A 14,776-nucleotide genomic window follows, 5' to 3' on the forward strand; every position below is an offset into this window, starting at 1 on the left:
TGAAAAATCATAGAAAAAAAATTTAACGATAAGGTTCAAATTTTTGCACTAAGTTAAGCTTTGCTTTTAATTTGTTTAAAATCAATGCATTAAATATGTTTCTGGTGAGGTTTTATGATGGGAGATGACATTAATAGGCACAAATGAATAATATACATATAAAATAATTGAGCATAGAAAAAGAGAGAATAGATGGGTCATCAAAGAGCCTAGCAAGAGGCGTAATCCTGCTAGGCAAGAATGATAACTAGTTTTACTTAATTGAGTTCACTAACATTTTTGGTTATTTCGATTTTAGTTCCACCAAAATTATCAATGATGTACTTTCTTACCGCTTCAGTGTGGTACAGTTCTGCTAATTTGGCAAATTTAGGGTTATCCTTGTTATCTGTTTTAACAACTAATAAATTGATATTATTAATAATAGTCTCATCATTCTCTTCCCTAAATAACGAGTCAGTTAAAACGTTTAACCCGCCTTCTTGTGCAGCGGTATTACCTATGACTGCAATATCAACATCAGGCAATGCTCTTGGGCCATGAGCATATTTTATTTGCCTAAAAACTAAGTCCTTAGGGTTCGAGACAATATCATTAGTAGACCCTGTGGCTTGGTTAAAATTAGGTTTTAATGCAATTAACCCCGACTTTTCAAGTAATTTAAGTGCACGTATATGGTTGGCGGCATCATTGGGAATGGCAACGATAGATTGCTTAGGTAAATCAGCTAATTTTTTATGTTTTACCGAATATATGCCCATTGGCTCAAAGTAGGTGGTTGAGATCGCCGTTAATTGGTTATTATGATTTTTATTAAAATCTTTTAAAAACCCCCAAGATTGAAATGCATTAACATCAACATCTCCGTCAATGGTAGCGACGTTGAGTGTTATTCCATCGTCAATAATTTTGACATCAATATCGAGGTTGGCTTGTTTAGCTTCCGGTGATTGGGCAATAAATTTCCATATATCCGCATCACTACCGTGGCTGCCAATAATAATTTTTTGTGAAGTTGCTTTTTGTGGTGCTGTAATTTCATTGGTGTCTTCTTCTTGGGAGCAAGCCACTAAGGCTGATAACGACAAGGACAATAACACTGCAGGTAGTTTTTTCATTTGATGATCTCTAATTGGTTTTGTTCTCGGTATCTAACCAAATAAAAATAACGCTTTATAAATAATATTTTTTTCGTATTTCTTATTTTCAGTTATATAAGATGTGAACTGTTACAAAAAGTTATATCGATATAGTTTAAAATTATTTTTAGTAATATCAGATGTGGTATTTAATCGAGTGATAAATATATCTTGAATTTTATTCATTATTTAAATAAATATTTTAGAAGGTCGATTAATATGTCTATAACACAATTACCTATTATTGATTTACAAGAACTCGAAAACCCTGAAACACGAGAGAATTTCTACAAAAAATTACGGTTTATTGCTAGAGAAATTGGTTTTTTTTATCTCGTTGGGCACAATATTCCTGTTGGTACACGTGAGGAACTATTAGCCACAACTAAACAATTTTTTGCCTTACCTCAAAGCGAAAAAGAAAGCATTTCGATGGAGCACTCAAAGCATTTTCGTGGGTATACAGCATCCACGGAAGAGAGCACTCGTAGCCAGCCAGATTACCGTGAACAGATTGATATTGGTGAAGAATTACCTGCATTGCAACTTAATCAAGATGACCCTATCTGGTTTAATTTACACGGGCCAAACCAATGGCCGCAATCTTTACCTGAACTTAAATCTCAGGCACTTGCGTGGCAAAGTGAAATGCGAACCATTGCAGTAAAATTAATTAAAGCGTTTTTAGTTGCACTAGAATTACCTGAAAATAGTTTTGATAAAATTATTGCCGAGCCGGCACAACATTTATTAAAACTTATTCATTACCCGGCAAGAGAAAATAATAATGAAGGAGAGCAAGGCGTTGGCGCACATAAAGATGCGGGGATTTTAACCTTATTATGGCAGGACAATAGTGGAGGCCTACAAGTTGAAACAGATGCAGGCTGGATAGATGTTGAACCTTTGGAAAATGCATTTGTGGTAAATATTGGAGAAGTATTTGAATTAGCCACTAATGGCTATTTACGTGCGAATGTTCATCAAGTTGTTAGGCGTAAAAATAGTCATTCTCGTTATTCCATTGCTTATTTTATTACGCCAAATATTTTTGCAGAAGAAGTCCCATTATTAAATTTACCCCATTATTTAGCGCAACAAGCGTTAGGGCCTGATAGCGATCCATTGAACCCATTATTTACCAGCCTCGGAAAAAATGTCATTAAAGGGCGCTTGCGCTCCCATTTAACGGTCACACGTCGCTTTTATCCTAAGGAATATGAGCAAATAATAAGTAATAATAATATTATCTGAGCAGTCGAGTCGTTAGAGATATGATGATAAACCATATTGGAGCTAAAAATGTCAGAACAGAGTTATAAAAAGGACTTACAAGGTAAAGAATTATCTCCAGAAACCTTAATGATGAGTTATGGCTATGAACCTAAGCTTTCAGAAGGGTCAATTAAGCCACCTGTTTTTCTGACATCCACATTTGTATTTAAAACCGCTCAGGAAGGGAAAGATTTTTTTAACTTAGTTAGTGGGCGCACACAAACGAGCGAAAACCATAAACAAGGATTGGTGTATTCACGTTTTAACCACCCAAATAGTGAGATTGTCGAAGACAGACTCGCCCTGTATGAGGGGGCAGAAAGCGCAGCGCTATTTTCTTCTGGTATGTCGGCAATTACAACGTGCTTAATGGCAGTATTGCAACCGGGTGATGTGTTACTCCATTCTCAGCCACTTTATGGTGGAACTGAAACCTTATTTTTAAACACGTTAGCCCGTTTTGGAATAACTTCGGTTCCTTTTCAAAATGGTTATGAGCAAGAATCTATTTTAGACGTTGCTAAACGTATCGAAAAAGGTAAAAAAGTCGCGGCTATCTATATTGAAACGCCGTCTAATCCATTGAATACACTTGTTGATATTGAATTAATTAGCCAAGTGGCAAAGCAGATATCGACGAACCAAAATGGACAAATTCCATTAGTCATTTGCGATAATACGTTGCTAGGGCCTGTATTTCAAAAGCCGTTGTCATTAGGCGCAGACTTAAGTGTGTACTCACTAACTAAATATGTGGGAGGGCATTCAGACCTAGTTGCGGGTGCTGTGGTTGGAAGTCAGGAGTTAGTCAAGAAAGTGAAGGCGCAACGTAATGCCATCGGTACACAGCTTGACCCCCATTCTAGCTGGATGTTAGGGCGGTCATTAGAAACATTACAGTTACGTATGGAAAGGGCAAATGAGAGTGCAAAAATATTGGTTGAATATCTCCATCAGCACCCTAAAGTCAGCAAAGTGCATTTTCCTGCTTTTTTTCCGGAAGGGAGTGTGGAACATCAAGTTTATCAAAAACAATGCACTGGTGCAGGCTCAACCTTCTCTATCAATGTGGGGAGTAATGAAGCGGATGCATTTCGTTTTCTAGACAACTTAGCTATCTTTAAATTAGCAGTTAGCCTAGGAGGGACTGAGTCGCTCGCCAGCCATCCGGCGTCCACAACCCATTCAGGTGTTGCTCAAAAGGTCCGGGAACATATTGGTATTAGTGATAATTTAGTGCGCTTATCAATTGGTATTGAAAATGTGAATGACCTTAAATATGCATTGGAACTAGCATTAGAGGCGATTTAATCATCAGGGTGGGGCTTTCCCACCCTGAATAATCACAAAATTGCGTTAACTGATGCGGTATTGTGCGGGAAGTTCGCTAAAACCAAGTCCATTGCCTTTTTTCACTGCAATTTGTACGGGGATGCGCTCTTTCATTGCTTCCACATGGCTAATCACGCCAATAGTTTTGCCGGATGCATTCAAACTTTCTAATGCATCTAGGGCAATATCTAACGTTTCTGCATCTAAAGTCCCAAAACCTTCGTCTAAAAAGAGCGATTCCAATTGTGTACGGTGGCTCACCATATCGGATAGCGCTAGGGCCAATGCTAAACTCACTAAAAAGCTTTCCCCGCCAGAAAGCGTTTTAATATCTCTAATGCTATCTGCTTGCCAGCCATCAATAACTTGTAACTCAAGGTTTGCTTGGTGGCTACGCTGTAATAAATAACGACCATGAAGTTTTTCAAGTTGTTGATTGGCTAAAGAAACTAAACAATCCAAAGTTAGGCCTTGTGCATAACGTCGGAATTTATCCCCTTCAGCGGAGCCGATAAGTAAACTGAGATAGCTCCAATCGTCATAACTTAATTGGCTTTTCTCTATTTCTTGCAGTAAATCTTGTTGCTGATGGCGCAGTTGCTTATCTGCACTGAGTTGGTTAATTATCTGGCCTTGCTTTTGGTTTATTTGCTTAATTTCTTCATCAAGTTGAGTGACTACTGTTTGTAATTGTGTTTCAGTAAGCGCCGAAAAATCAGCAATGCGTTGTTGATTCAGTGCTTCAATCGCCTGTAGCCCCTCTTTATAACGTGTTTCACACTGAATACGAGCTTGGTTTATGCGCTGTTTTAGCTCTTCTAATTGTTGCTTTTCTTCGTGGCTTATTAACGCATCAAGAAAGGCTTGTTGATGGCTAAATGGGCTATCTGTAAGTGATTGAGTGAACAGAATATTAGCTTGTTTTTGTGCCAGTTTTGTTTTTTCACTGGCGTCAATGAGCTCTTGATAGCTTCCATTCATTGAGGCGATAGCTTTATCAATCTCATTGAGTTGTTTACTTAATTGTTCCTGAGTTTGGAAAAGCATGGTTTGTTTATCATTCAATTTCTGAATGAATTGGCTGATAGCTAAACCAGAAAGCAGTGCTTTCCGTTGCGCTATTTTTTGCTCTAAATCTAACTCAATTTGTTTAAGACGATTTCTTTCTTGTTCAATTTGTTGAGTGAGAATACGGAGTTGTGCTGACTCAACTTTTAATGTGGCAGTATTGACTTCAATTTGTTGGCTAAGTGTTTGCGCCGCCATTTTTTGGTTATTAAAGCGCTCACTTCGCTGAGTAACTTCGCGAAACCATTCATCAAACTTATCTTTATCTGGCGCGCTTAAGTTAAATGGATTTAGGGTGGATTGCCATTGCTCTATTTGTATCTGTTTACGCTGTTGGAGCTGATTATGTTCTTTTTGGAGCTCATCAAGTTGTTGCGTTTGGTTTTTTAAACGCTCTTCGACTAATAACAGTTCTGATTGCAGCTGTGTAAAGCTAGCTTGTTGTTCATGTAAATGATGTTTGGCTTGCTGATATTCACGTTCTAGAGCCGCCATATCCGCCACTATTCTCTGTTGCGTAGCTAATTGATCCGTTAATTGATTAACTAAGAGGGTGACGGCTTGCTCATTTTGGGCTAACTCAGGAGTGAGTGCTTGCTCACATGTCTTTTGCCACTGTTGGTTAAAAGCATCGAATTGTTCATTGGTTTGCTGTTGTTGCTGTAAGTTTTCGTTCTGACGTTGTTTTTGTGTGTGAAGTTGTGATTCTAACTGAGCTTGTTGCTGTTTTAATTGGTCGAGTTTATCTGTTAGTTCAATGAGTTGTTGCTGCGTTTCACTGAGATGGATTGATTGATAATCGTTAACTGCAGGGTGCTCTGTTGCACCACATAATGGGCAGGGGTTACCTGCTATGAGTTGCTGGCGCTCATGCTCTAGGCTGACAATTTTTTGTTCTAATTGTAATTTATCATTGGTTAGTTTGACGCGTGGGGCTAACTCATTAATACGTGTCAGGGCAATGCTCAACTCTTTTTGCGTTGCAGTGATACTTTGTGCTAATTCAGCATCTTTTTGAATTTCTTTCTGTTTTTGTGTTTGAGTATTAAGGCATTGAGATAATATTAGGGGTAATAACTTGGCATGCTGTAATCGAGCTTGTAGCTGTTCAATGTGTTGATTGATGGTGTTAACATTATGTTTTTCTTGATTTTGTTTGTGGGTTTCTTCTTGTTTTTTGAATGCGACGGTGCTGCGCTCTAACTCGAGACGTTTTTGGGCTAATTTTTCAGTTTGCAGCTGTTGTTGCCGTTGTAACTGTGCGACGCCATTTGAAAGTATTTGTTGTTTATTGTGTAAACTTGCCAGTTTGTCGGCTAATTCGAAAATAAAATGACCTTGTTGTTGCCAACTACCTATTTGGGAACTCAGTTCAGCGTCTTTTGGGTGCGCTTCTAGGAATAGGTTGTGTTTCTTTAACTCAATGTGAGCATTTTGGATCTGACTCTGTGTCTCATTAACTAAGTGTTGTTTTTGCTGAAGAGTTGTGTGTTGTTGTTCAATTTGCTGCGTAATTTCAGACTGTTGCTGTTTCAATTGTGCAATTTGGTTATCCAGAGGCCTGACAGTTTCATCAATCAATTGATGTTGTTGTTTGGCAAAATCAAGGTGTTGTTGATACTCGGATTGTGATTTCAACAACTTCTCTTGCAGTGGGTCTCGTTCAGCTTGCTGAGTTTGCAAGCTAAGTTGCAAACGTTGTTGTTTATTCGTGTATTCAGTGAGTTGTAGTTGCAGGCGTTCAACTTCCTGCCACAACGGACGAAGGGATTCTGCCGGAGCGCTGTCCGCTAACCGTTTCAACTGAGGCTGAGCGGCTTGGAACTCAAGCTCGTTTTTTTTAAGCTCATCATCAAGTGATTGCATGCGCTGGGTGAGTTGGTGATATTGTTGCCACCAATTAACCCCTTGTTGGTGGCGAGCCCGCTGTTGCTTGGTTTGAGTCTCTTGTTCAAGTAAATGGTTTTGTTGTGCCAATAACTCTTGATGTTCTGCTTCAGTGAGTAAATTAATGCTTTGCGCTTTCGCTTTTAGCAAATCTAAGTCAATTTTAGCTTGCTTGTGTTGATTAAAAACATAAATTGAAATTTGGCTATAAATTTCTGTGCCTGTAATTTCTTCAAGTAAATCAGCGCGCTCTTTCTCTGAAGCATTTAAAAAAGCAGCGAAATCACCTTGAGAGAGTAAAATTGATTTGGTAAAACGCTCATAATCAAGCCCAGTTATTTGCGCTACTAATTCCTTTATCTCTGTAATTTTTACGGTCAATATTTTCCCATCAGTAACCGTTGCAAGTTCCGCCTTAGGCTGTTGTAAATTGCCGTCAGGTTTTCCTCCTGCTCGTCTTTGGCTCCAAAAGGCACGATAAGCTTTGCCTTTGACCTCAAACTCCACCTCCGCAAGGCATTCCCCAGTGTGGCGAGTCATCAGTTCATTTTGTGCGTTAGAAATGGTTTTTAAACGCGGTGTTCGGTGATAAAGCGCGAGGCAAATTGCATCCAATAAAGTGGTTTTCCCTGCACCTGTGGCACCTGTAATGGCAAATAGCCCATTGCTAGCAAATGGCTCTTCAGTGAAATCAATTTTCCATTCACCTCTAAGGGAGTTAATATTTTTTAAACGTAAACTTAAAATCTTCATATTAACTTTCCTTGCTCATTTGTAATGCGTCATAAGATTGTTGAAATAACTGCACTAGGCGCTGTTCACGCTCAGGATCTTCTAATGACTCTTGGGCAAGGCGACGTAAAAAAACGTCTTCTACGGTGAGTTCACTCAATGTTTCATTGGCCAAGGTTTGGTTTTGTCCCTGTATTTGCTTGCGTGTGCGGCGTAGTATCACGATTTCGACAGGGAGGTCTTGTGTCAACGCTTCAATACGTTGTTGGATATCAGCGAGGTAATCTTGTGAAGCGACTTCAATATCAAGCCAAACCGGTTTATCACCTTGGTAATCTTTCCATATCTCTAATTGCTGTTCTATTTGGCTTAAGGATCCTTTAATGCTTTGTAATGGCTGAATAATGGGGATTTCCAAGGGGGTAATTTGAGTTAATTCACTTCCAGTGAATTCAATAAGGCAGACACTTTTTTGTTGCGCTGTTTCGTCAAAACTTAATGCAATAGGTGAACCGCAGTAGCGAATATTTTCTTGTCCTCCAATCACTTGGGGGCGATGAATATGGCCAAGGGCAATATAGTCAGCAGGGGGAAAGGCCCCAGAAGGAAATGCATCTAACGTACCAATATAAATGTCTCTCACAGAGTCAGTTAAGGCTGCGCCGACAACGGTTAAATGGCCAGTTGCAATAATTGGGATATCCAACCCTAAAGCGGCTCGTTGTTCTAGTGCGAGTTGGTAGCTGGCTTGGTAATGATCATGAATAGCGCTTTGTAGTGAGCGTTGTTTCTCTTCAATATCTTGCCCTGCGATACTCAGTTGAATATCCCGAGGACGTAAAAAAGGAATGGCACAAACTAAGCCGATAGGTTGCGCTTGTTTATTCACTAATGTAATAACATGCGGCTCACTTCCAGATGTAATGACTTGTGTATTCAAGTAACGAAGTAGAGCACTTGACTCATTGAGTACAGAAACAGAGTCGTGATTACCGCTTAAAATAACCAGTTGGCAACCTGTTTTTTGTAAGTCGACAATAAATTTGTTGTACAGCTCACGTGCATAGCTCGGTGGTGAACCTGTATCAAATATATCACCTGCAACGATGACGGCATCAACATGGTGTAGTTCTACTTGCTCAACTAGCCAATTTAAGAAATGTTGGTGCTCAGGCGCACGGCTTTTGGTAAAAAAATACTGACCAAGGTGCCAGTCTGAGGTATGAATAATGCGCATGAGTTATCAATTCCTATCATCAATAATGAGCATGAACGTTCGATAATGAGAGTATACCTGATCCATATAATGGGTGAGGGGTGTTTGTGACTTTATTACCATGTTGCGGAAATATTTCACTTAAATGACATTTAACCGTTAAAATAAAGATTAATATGCGTTTTACCCATTGATATTCATAATTCTGTCATAAAAGTGACGCATAATGCTTTCACATTTTAAATGTCTTCTTAATTTTACAGGAACAATCATGGCAAGACGCATTCTAGTTGTTGAAGATGAAGCGCCCATCCGAGAAATGGTTTGTTTTGTATTAGAACAGAATGGTTTTCAGCCTATTGAAGCTGATGATTATGACAGTGCGATTGCACAACTCGTTGACCCGCTACCCGACCTCGTCCTACTGGACTGGATGATCCCAGGGGGCTCCGGTATTCAAGTAATTAAGCATATGAAGCGTGATAGCGCAACACGTGACGTTCCTGTCATGATGTTAACTGCACGAGGAGAAGAAGAAGACCGCGTAAAAGGTTTGGAAGTTGGCGCGGATGACTATCTTATCAAGCCATTTTCACCGAAGGAATTAATTGCTCGGGTAAAGGCAATTTTACGTCGTATTTCACCAATGGCGACGGAAGATATTATTGAAATGAATGGGTTAACATTAGACCCTACCTCTCATCGTGTGACCAGCAATGACATCCCTATTGATATGGGGCCAACTGAATATAAATTACTACATTTTTTCATGACTCACCCTGAACGCGTATATAGTAGAGAACAGCTACTAAATTATGTCTGGGGAGCCAATGTGTATGTTGAGGATAGAACCGTTGACGTGCATATTCGGCGGTTAAGAAAGGCACTAGAGACGGAAGGTCATGATAAAATGGTACAAACTGTACGTGGTACAGGTTATCGTTTTTCTATCCGTTATTAAAACCCACAAAGGGAGAGGCATGCGTGCTTGAACGTTTATCGATTAAGCAGCTGATTTGGGGGCTGTTTTTATTTATCTTACCCGCCCTTATTTTATCGGTTTTTATTGGCCACCTAGCGTGGCTATTAGTGATATCGCTACTTGCTGCACTGATATGGCATGGGTATAACCTGCTCAAGCTTTCTTACTGGTTATGGCTAGATAAAAGTATGTTGCCCCCTGAAGGGCGAGGTGGGTGGGAACCCATTTTTTATGGTATCTACCAGATGCAGCAACGTAATCGAAAACGCCGCCGTGAATTAGGCCAGTTAATTAAACGGTTTCGTAGTGGTGCAGAATCACTACCTGATGCAGTGGTAATGATGACAACCGAAGGGAATATCTTCTGGTGTAATCGCCATGCGCAGGCTTTACTCGGCTTTCGTTGGCCTGAAGATAATGGTCAACATATTTTTAATTTATTACGTTATCCTGATTTTAGCCGTTATTTCACCATCAAACGTTATGACCAAGCGCTGACTATCGAGCTCAATAGTGGTGAAATCGTTGAGTTTCGTATCTTGCCATATACCGAAGGGCAGTTATTGATGGTTGCGCGAGATGTGACAGAAAAACGTCGTTTGGAAAAGGCGCGTAGGGACTTTTTTGCGAATGTGAGCCATGAATTACGGACTCCCCTCACTGTCATTCAAGGTTACCTAGAGGTTATGGATGACCAAGAAAACGTGACTGCGGTCAATAAAAAAGCACTGCATGTTATGCAAGAGCAAACGCACCGCATGGATAACTTAGTTAAGCAGCTTTTGCAGCTATCACGCATCGAAATTGCCCCTCAAATTAACCTTGATGAGCAAGTGAATATCCCTGTCATTCTCAAAATGATTGAGCAAGAAGCGCTTAGTTTAAGCCAAGGGCGTCATCAATTTGAATTTCATGTCGATGAAAAATTGCGTGTTCATGGTAATGAAGAGCAATTACGTAGTGCAGTGGCGAACTTAGTCTATAACGCGATCAGCCATACGCCTGAAGGCACCAAAATTTGGGTTGATTGGCAGAGAAGCGGGCAAGGGGCGCGTTTTAGTGTGAGAGATAACGGGCAAGGGATACCCGCAGAGCATATCCCTCGTTTAACCGAACGTTTTTATCGAGTAGATAAAGCACGTTCCCGCCAAGGCGGTGGAGGTACTGGCCTTGGGTTAGCTATTGTTAAACATGCATTACAACATCATAGTAGTCAGTTGGTGGTGACGAGCCAGTTAGGTAAAGGGAGTGAGTTTTCATTTACGTTACCAACAGTACTAATTGTTGATGATAAAAAACTTAAAAATGGGTAAATAATTCCACTTTATTAATATGTTCAAAATATTAATAAAGTGGATTATTTCTATTCACCAGTCCATATAGGTATTCAATTCAATATTCATATATTTAATGCTGATAATTGTCGTCACGTTAATTATATATTCTGTTAAATAATCAATTATAATCACTAGAAAAAGATGAGCTGTTCATTTTTCGAACAAATCATATAACGAGTATTGGGATTTTACTGAAAGTAATCACTAGTTCTGAAAATTAGTTTAGTTATTTATTCTTGTTTTTAGGTTTGCTATTGCCTTTTTGCCCTATAAAAGTTCTACTTGTTGTCAGTTATTGGCGAATTTTTCTGTTTTTTGACTTTTCATTTCGTGTGATACAAGCAAATATACTTTTTTATATTGTTAACAGTATGTTTATCAGAATTCTATCTCGCTATATATATTTCAAAGGGTTGCTAAGTGTAAACCCATAATTTTCTATTTTGTCACTTAAAAATAACATAATATGGCTCATCGTTTATCATCAAGAGATATCATCGCATTAGGCTTTATGACTTTTGCGTTATTCGTCGGGGCAGGAAACATTATCTTTCCCCCTATGGTTGGTTTGCAGGCAGGGGAACAAGTTTGGACTGCGGCACTAGGGTTTTTGGTTACTGGTGTGGGTTTACCTGTTTTGACGGTTATTGCGCTGGCTAAAGTGGGTGGGGGTATTGAAGCGCTCAGTACGCCTGTCGGCAAAACTGCAGGGCTACTATTGGCGGTTGTTGCTTATTTGTCGGTAGGGCCTCTATTCGCAACGCCAAGAACGGCAACTGTATCTTATAAAGTCGGTATCGCACCATTATTCGGTGGTGAGTCCGATATGCTATTACTGATCTACAGCGTGGTTTACTTCGTTCTAGTTATTGGTATTTCATTATACCCAGGAAAACTGCTCGATAGCGTTGGGCACATTTTAGCGCCTGTAAAAATGCTAGCTTTGGCTATTTTGGGTATTGCGGCTGTCATGTGGCCTGCGGGTGACCCGATTCCGTCAACAATAGAATATCGTGAGATGGCTTTCTCGAACGGCTTTATCAATGGTTATCTGACAATGGATACCCTCGGTGCGATGGTATTTGGTATCGTTATTGTTAATGCGGCGCGTTCAAGGGGTATCGAAAACTCTTCATTATTAACTCGTTATACTATGTGGGCAGGGTTAATTGCAGGGGTATTATTGACGCTGGTCTATTTGTCATTGTTTAAGCTTGGTGAGAATAGTGGTTCGTTAATTCCAAACCCTGCTGATGGCGCTGACATTTTACATACCTATGTCCAATATACTTTTGGTAATTACGGTAGCTTCTTCCTCGCGGTATTAATATTTGTTGCTTGTATGGTAACTGCCGTCGGCTTAACTTGTGCTTGTGCAGAGTTCTTCAGCCGGTATGTACCGATTTCTTACCGTAAACTGGTATTGATCCTAGGTGTGTTCTCCATGGTGATCTCAAACTTAGGTTTGAGTAAGTTAATCGCCTTCTCATTACCCGTGCTAGTTTCAATTTATCCACCTTGTATTGTCTTAATTTTATTAAGCTTTACATTGAAGTGGTGGAAAAACCCAACGATAGTGATTGCGCCGACAATGTTAGTCAGCTTTGTGGTCGGTCTAATTGGCGCCGTAAAAGCGTCAGATCATCTGAAAGGTTATATTCCTGAATGGATGACTGCAATGCCACTGTATAAGCAAGATTTAGTCTGGGTATTACCAACTGTTGTTGTGATGGTCGTGGCAATTTTATGCGATAAGTTTGTGTCACCTGCTGCACAGCATAAACAAGTGTAATTAATTGAAATTACAAAAAAGGAGCTAAATAGCTCCTTTTTCTATTTTATTGGGCCATTAATCAACACCGACAGCACTGCCTGCCGGGCGCCTTACGTCATTCGAGCCATAGATAAAGCCTTCGCGTACTTTTCCTGAAACAGCGGAATCATTACCCGAAGATTTGGCACTAACACCAGCGCCTTCAGGGATCGCGACCATAATCAACTCGGCAGCTCCCCATGGCGTTTGTTCAACCATCTGGTAACCCATTTTATCGAGGAGCGCTAAGGTGTCTTTAGAAACCCCTCTTTGCTCATAATAAACCTCATCAGGGAGCCACTGGTGGTGAATACGCGGTGCATTAACGGCTTCTTGTGGCGGCATACCATGGTCGATAATATTTAAAGCGGTTTGCAGCGTAATTGAAATAATCCGTGAGCCTCCCGGTGAACCGAGAACTAAAAATACCTTGCCATTTTTCGTCACGATAGTCGGGCTCATGGATGATAATGGGCGTTTACCCGGTGCAATAGCGTTGCGTTCTCCTTGTACTAAGCCATATAAATTCTTCTCGCCGACTTTCGTGGTGAAATCATCCATTTCATCGTTTAAGAAGAACCCTGTCCCCGGAGGGATAACAACAGAACCGAATCGGCCATTAATCGTATAAGTCGTTGAAACCGCATTTCCTTTTTCATCTACTACAGAGTAATGTGTTGTCTCTGGTTTTTCGTGTGGCCCTATTCCCGGTTGAACTTGGGTTGATGGCGTTGCTTGGTTGGGTTTGATTTCTTTGCGTAACTCTTCTGCATAAGCTTTACTGAGTAATTTTTCGGTTGGATTATCGACAAATTCAGGGTCACCAAGGAAGGTGTTTCTATCCATGTAGGCATGGCGCATTGCTTCTGTAAGAGTATGAATATAGTCCGCAGAGTTAAAGCCCATTTCCTTGAGGTCATACCCTTCTAAGATATTAAGCGTTTGGCAGATAGTTACCCCGCCTGAACTAGGTGGTGGAGCAGAGATAAATTGATACCCTCTATAGGTACAACTGACAGGCGCTGTATCTGTAATTGTAAAATCCGCAAAATCTTTTGCTGTTAAGATACCACCATTTTTTTTCGATGCTTCTTCAACAATTTTGGGGATTTCACCTTCATAAAAAGCGGATGGGCCATTCTGGGCAATTTTTTCTAAGGTATTGGCTAAATCTGTTTGGACTAGTAAGTCTCCCGGTTGGAAGGCACTACCATCAGGCTTTAAGAAGATACGAGCCACTTCAGGGTCTTGTTTAAAACGTTCTGTCGTGGTGTCGAGAACATCGGTATCTGCACGGGTTAGAGTAAAGCCTTCTCTGGCTAATTTTATGGCAGGAGCCATCACCTGTTGGCGGCTCATTGTCCCGTATTTTTCTAAGGCATAGTCTAGGCCTTTAACGGTACCGGGTACACCTGACGCAAGATAGCCATAGAGGCTGGCATCTTTAATCAATTTACCGTCTTTATCTAAATACATATCTGCGCTAGCGGCAGCAGGGGCAGTTTCTCGAAAGTTAATGAATAAGTCTTTCCCATCGGCTAGGTGAATAGTCATAAAGCCGCCGCCGCCAATATTACCGCAGCAAGGGTTAACCACGGCTTGTGCATACCCTACCGCAACAGCTGCATCAATGGCATTACCGCCTGATTTTAGAATATCAGCCCCAATTTGTGATGCTAAATGTTGGGAAGAAACGACCATGCCTTTTTTCGCTTCAACCGCAGGTTCGGAGGCGGCATATAGTTGACTGGAAACAAGTAAGGAAAGAAGTAGAACCGCAGGGCGTAATGATGTTTTTATCATTCGTATCTCCCAGTTAAGGTTAGGTGAGGTGTCCTATAGCACAAATATTCAATATGAATAATTTGTTAATTATTTGTGTTTTTAATGTATAGCACACAATAATACAAAACATTGAGTATTTGAGTTAAGAATTGTTAACTGAGTGGAATAATTGCTAGTAGGAAGCGAAAAGATAGACTTGGTTCACAAAAA

The 14,776-nt window shown here is 40.2% G+C and carries 9 protein-coding genes; 5 read left to right on the plus strand and 4 right to left on the minus strand.

The annotated features are described in order from the left end of the window. Positions 1-257: 257 nt before the first annotated feature. On the minus strand, positions 258-1,118 hold the full coding sequence (locus tag P3L40_RS03520; RefSeq protein WP_172766810.1) for a MetQ/NlpA family ABC transporter substrate-binding protein: 861 nt from the start codon (positions 1,116-1,118) through the stop codon (positions 258-260). A 240-nt stretch (positions 1,119-1,358) separates the two neighbouring features. Here P3L40_RS03520 and P3L40_RS03525 point away from each other — a divergent pair, with 240 nt between their 5' ends. Continuing rightward, complete coding sequence (locus P3L40_RS03525) at positions 1,359-2,393, plus strand: isopenicillin N synthase family dioxygenase (RefSeq protein ID WP_196731749.1); 1,035 nt, start codon at positions 1,359-1,361, stop codon at positions 2,391-2,393. A gap of 48 nt (positions 2,394-2,441) precedes the next feature. Beyond that, positions 2,442-3,725: a cystathionine gamma-synthase family protein gene (locus P3L40_RS03530; protein ID WP_196731748.1), complete on the plus strand. Its 1,284-nt coding sequence runs from the start codon at positions 2,442-2,444 to the stop codon at positions 3,723-3,725. Between the two features lie 45 nt (positions 3,726-3,770). On the opposite strand, the gene P3L40_RS03535 is transcribed toward P3L40_RS03530, so the two are convergent. Both P3L40_RS03535 and sbcD read right to left on the minus strand, forming a co-directional pair. Continuing rightward, the gene (locus P3L40_RS03535; protein WP_210852720.1) at positions 3,771-7,454 is read right to left on the minus strand and encodes an AAA family ATPase; all 3,684 of its coding nucleotides are present in this window, start codon (positions 7,452-7,454) and stop codon (positions 3,771-3,773) included. 1 nt (position 7,455) lies between these two features. Continuing rightward, the gene (gene sbcD / locus P3L40_RS03540; RefSeq protein WP_136134854.1) at positions 7,456-8,670 is read right to left on the minus strand and encodes an exonuclease subunit SbcD; all 1,215 of its coding nucleotides are present in this window, start codon (positions 8,668-8,670) and stop codon (positions 7,456-7,458) included. 250 nt (positions 8,671-8,920) lie between these two features. Between sbcD and phoB the strand changes: the two genes are divergently transcribed. The 3 genes from phoB (at position 8,921) to brnQ (ending at position 12,760) form a co-directional block, all read left to right on the plus strand. Further along, positions 8,921-9,610, plus strand: coding sequence for a phosphate regulon transcriptional regulator PhoB (gene phoB, locus P3L40_RS03545; protein ID WP_036958559.1), 690 nt, complete (start codon positions 8,921-8,923; stop codon positions 9,608-9,610). A 23-nt stretch (positions 9,611-9,633) separates the two neighbouring features. Further along, positions 9,634-10,944 carry a phosphate regulon sensor histidine kinase PhoR gene (gene phoR, locus P3L40_RS03550; protein WP_004905567.1) on the plus strand — a complete coding sequence of 437 codons (1,311 nt, stop codon included), beginning with the start codon at positions 9,634-9,636 and terminating at the stop codon, positions 10,942-10,944. Between the two features lie 490 nt (positions 10,945-11,434). Next, positions 11,435-12,760, plus strand: a complete 1,326-nt coding sequence (brnQ, locus tag P3L40_RS03555; RefSeq protein WP_004914636.1) for a branched-chain amino acid transport system II carrier protein — start codon at positions 11,435-11,437, stop codon at positions 12,758-12,760. Positions 12,761-12,817: 57 nt separating this feature from the next. Here brnQ and ggt read toward each other — a convergent pair whose 3' ends face one another. Then, positions 12,818-14,584: a gamma-glutamyltransferase gene (ggt, locus tag P3L40_RS03560; protein ID WP_004905560.1), complete on the minus strand. Its 1,767-nt coding sequence runs from the start codon at positions 14,582-14,584 to the stop codon at positions 12,818-12,820. Between the last annotated feature and the right edge of the window lie 192 nt (positions 14,585-14,776).

Origin of the sequence: Providencia sp. PROV040, from assembly GCF_032706145.1 — a bacterium.
Classification (GTDB): domain Bacteria; phylum Pseudomonadota; class Gammaproteobacteria; order Enterobacterales; family Enterobacteriaceae; genus Providencia; species Providencia hangzhouensis.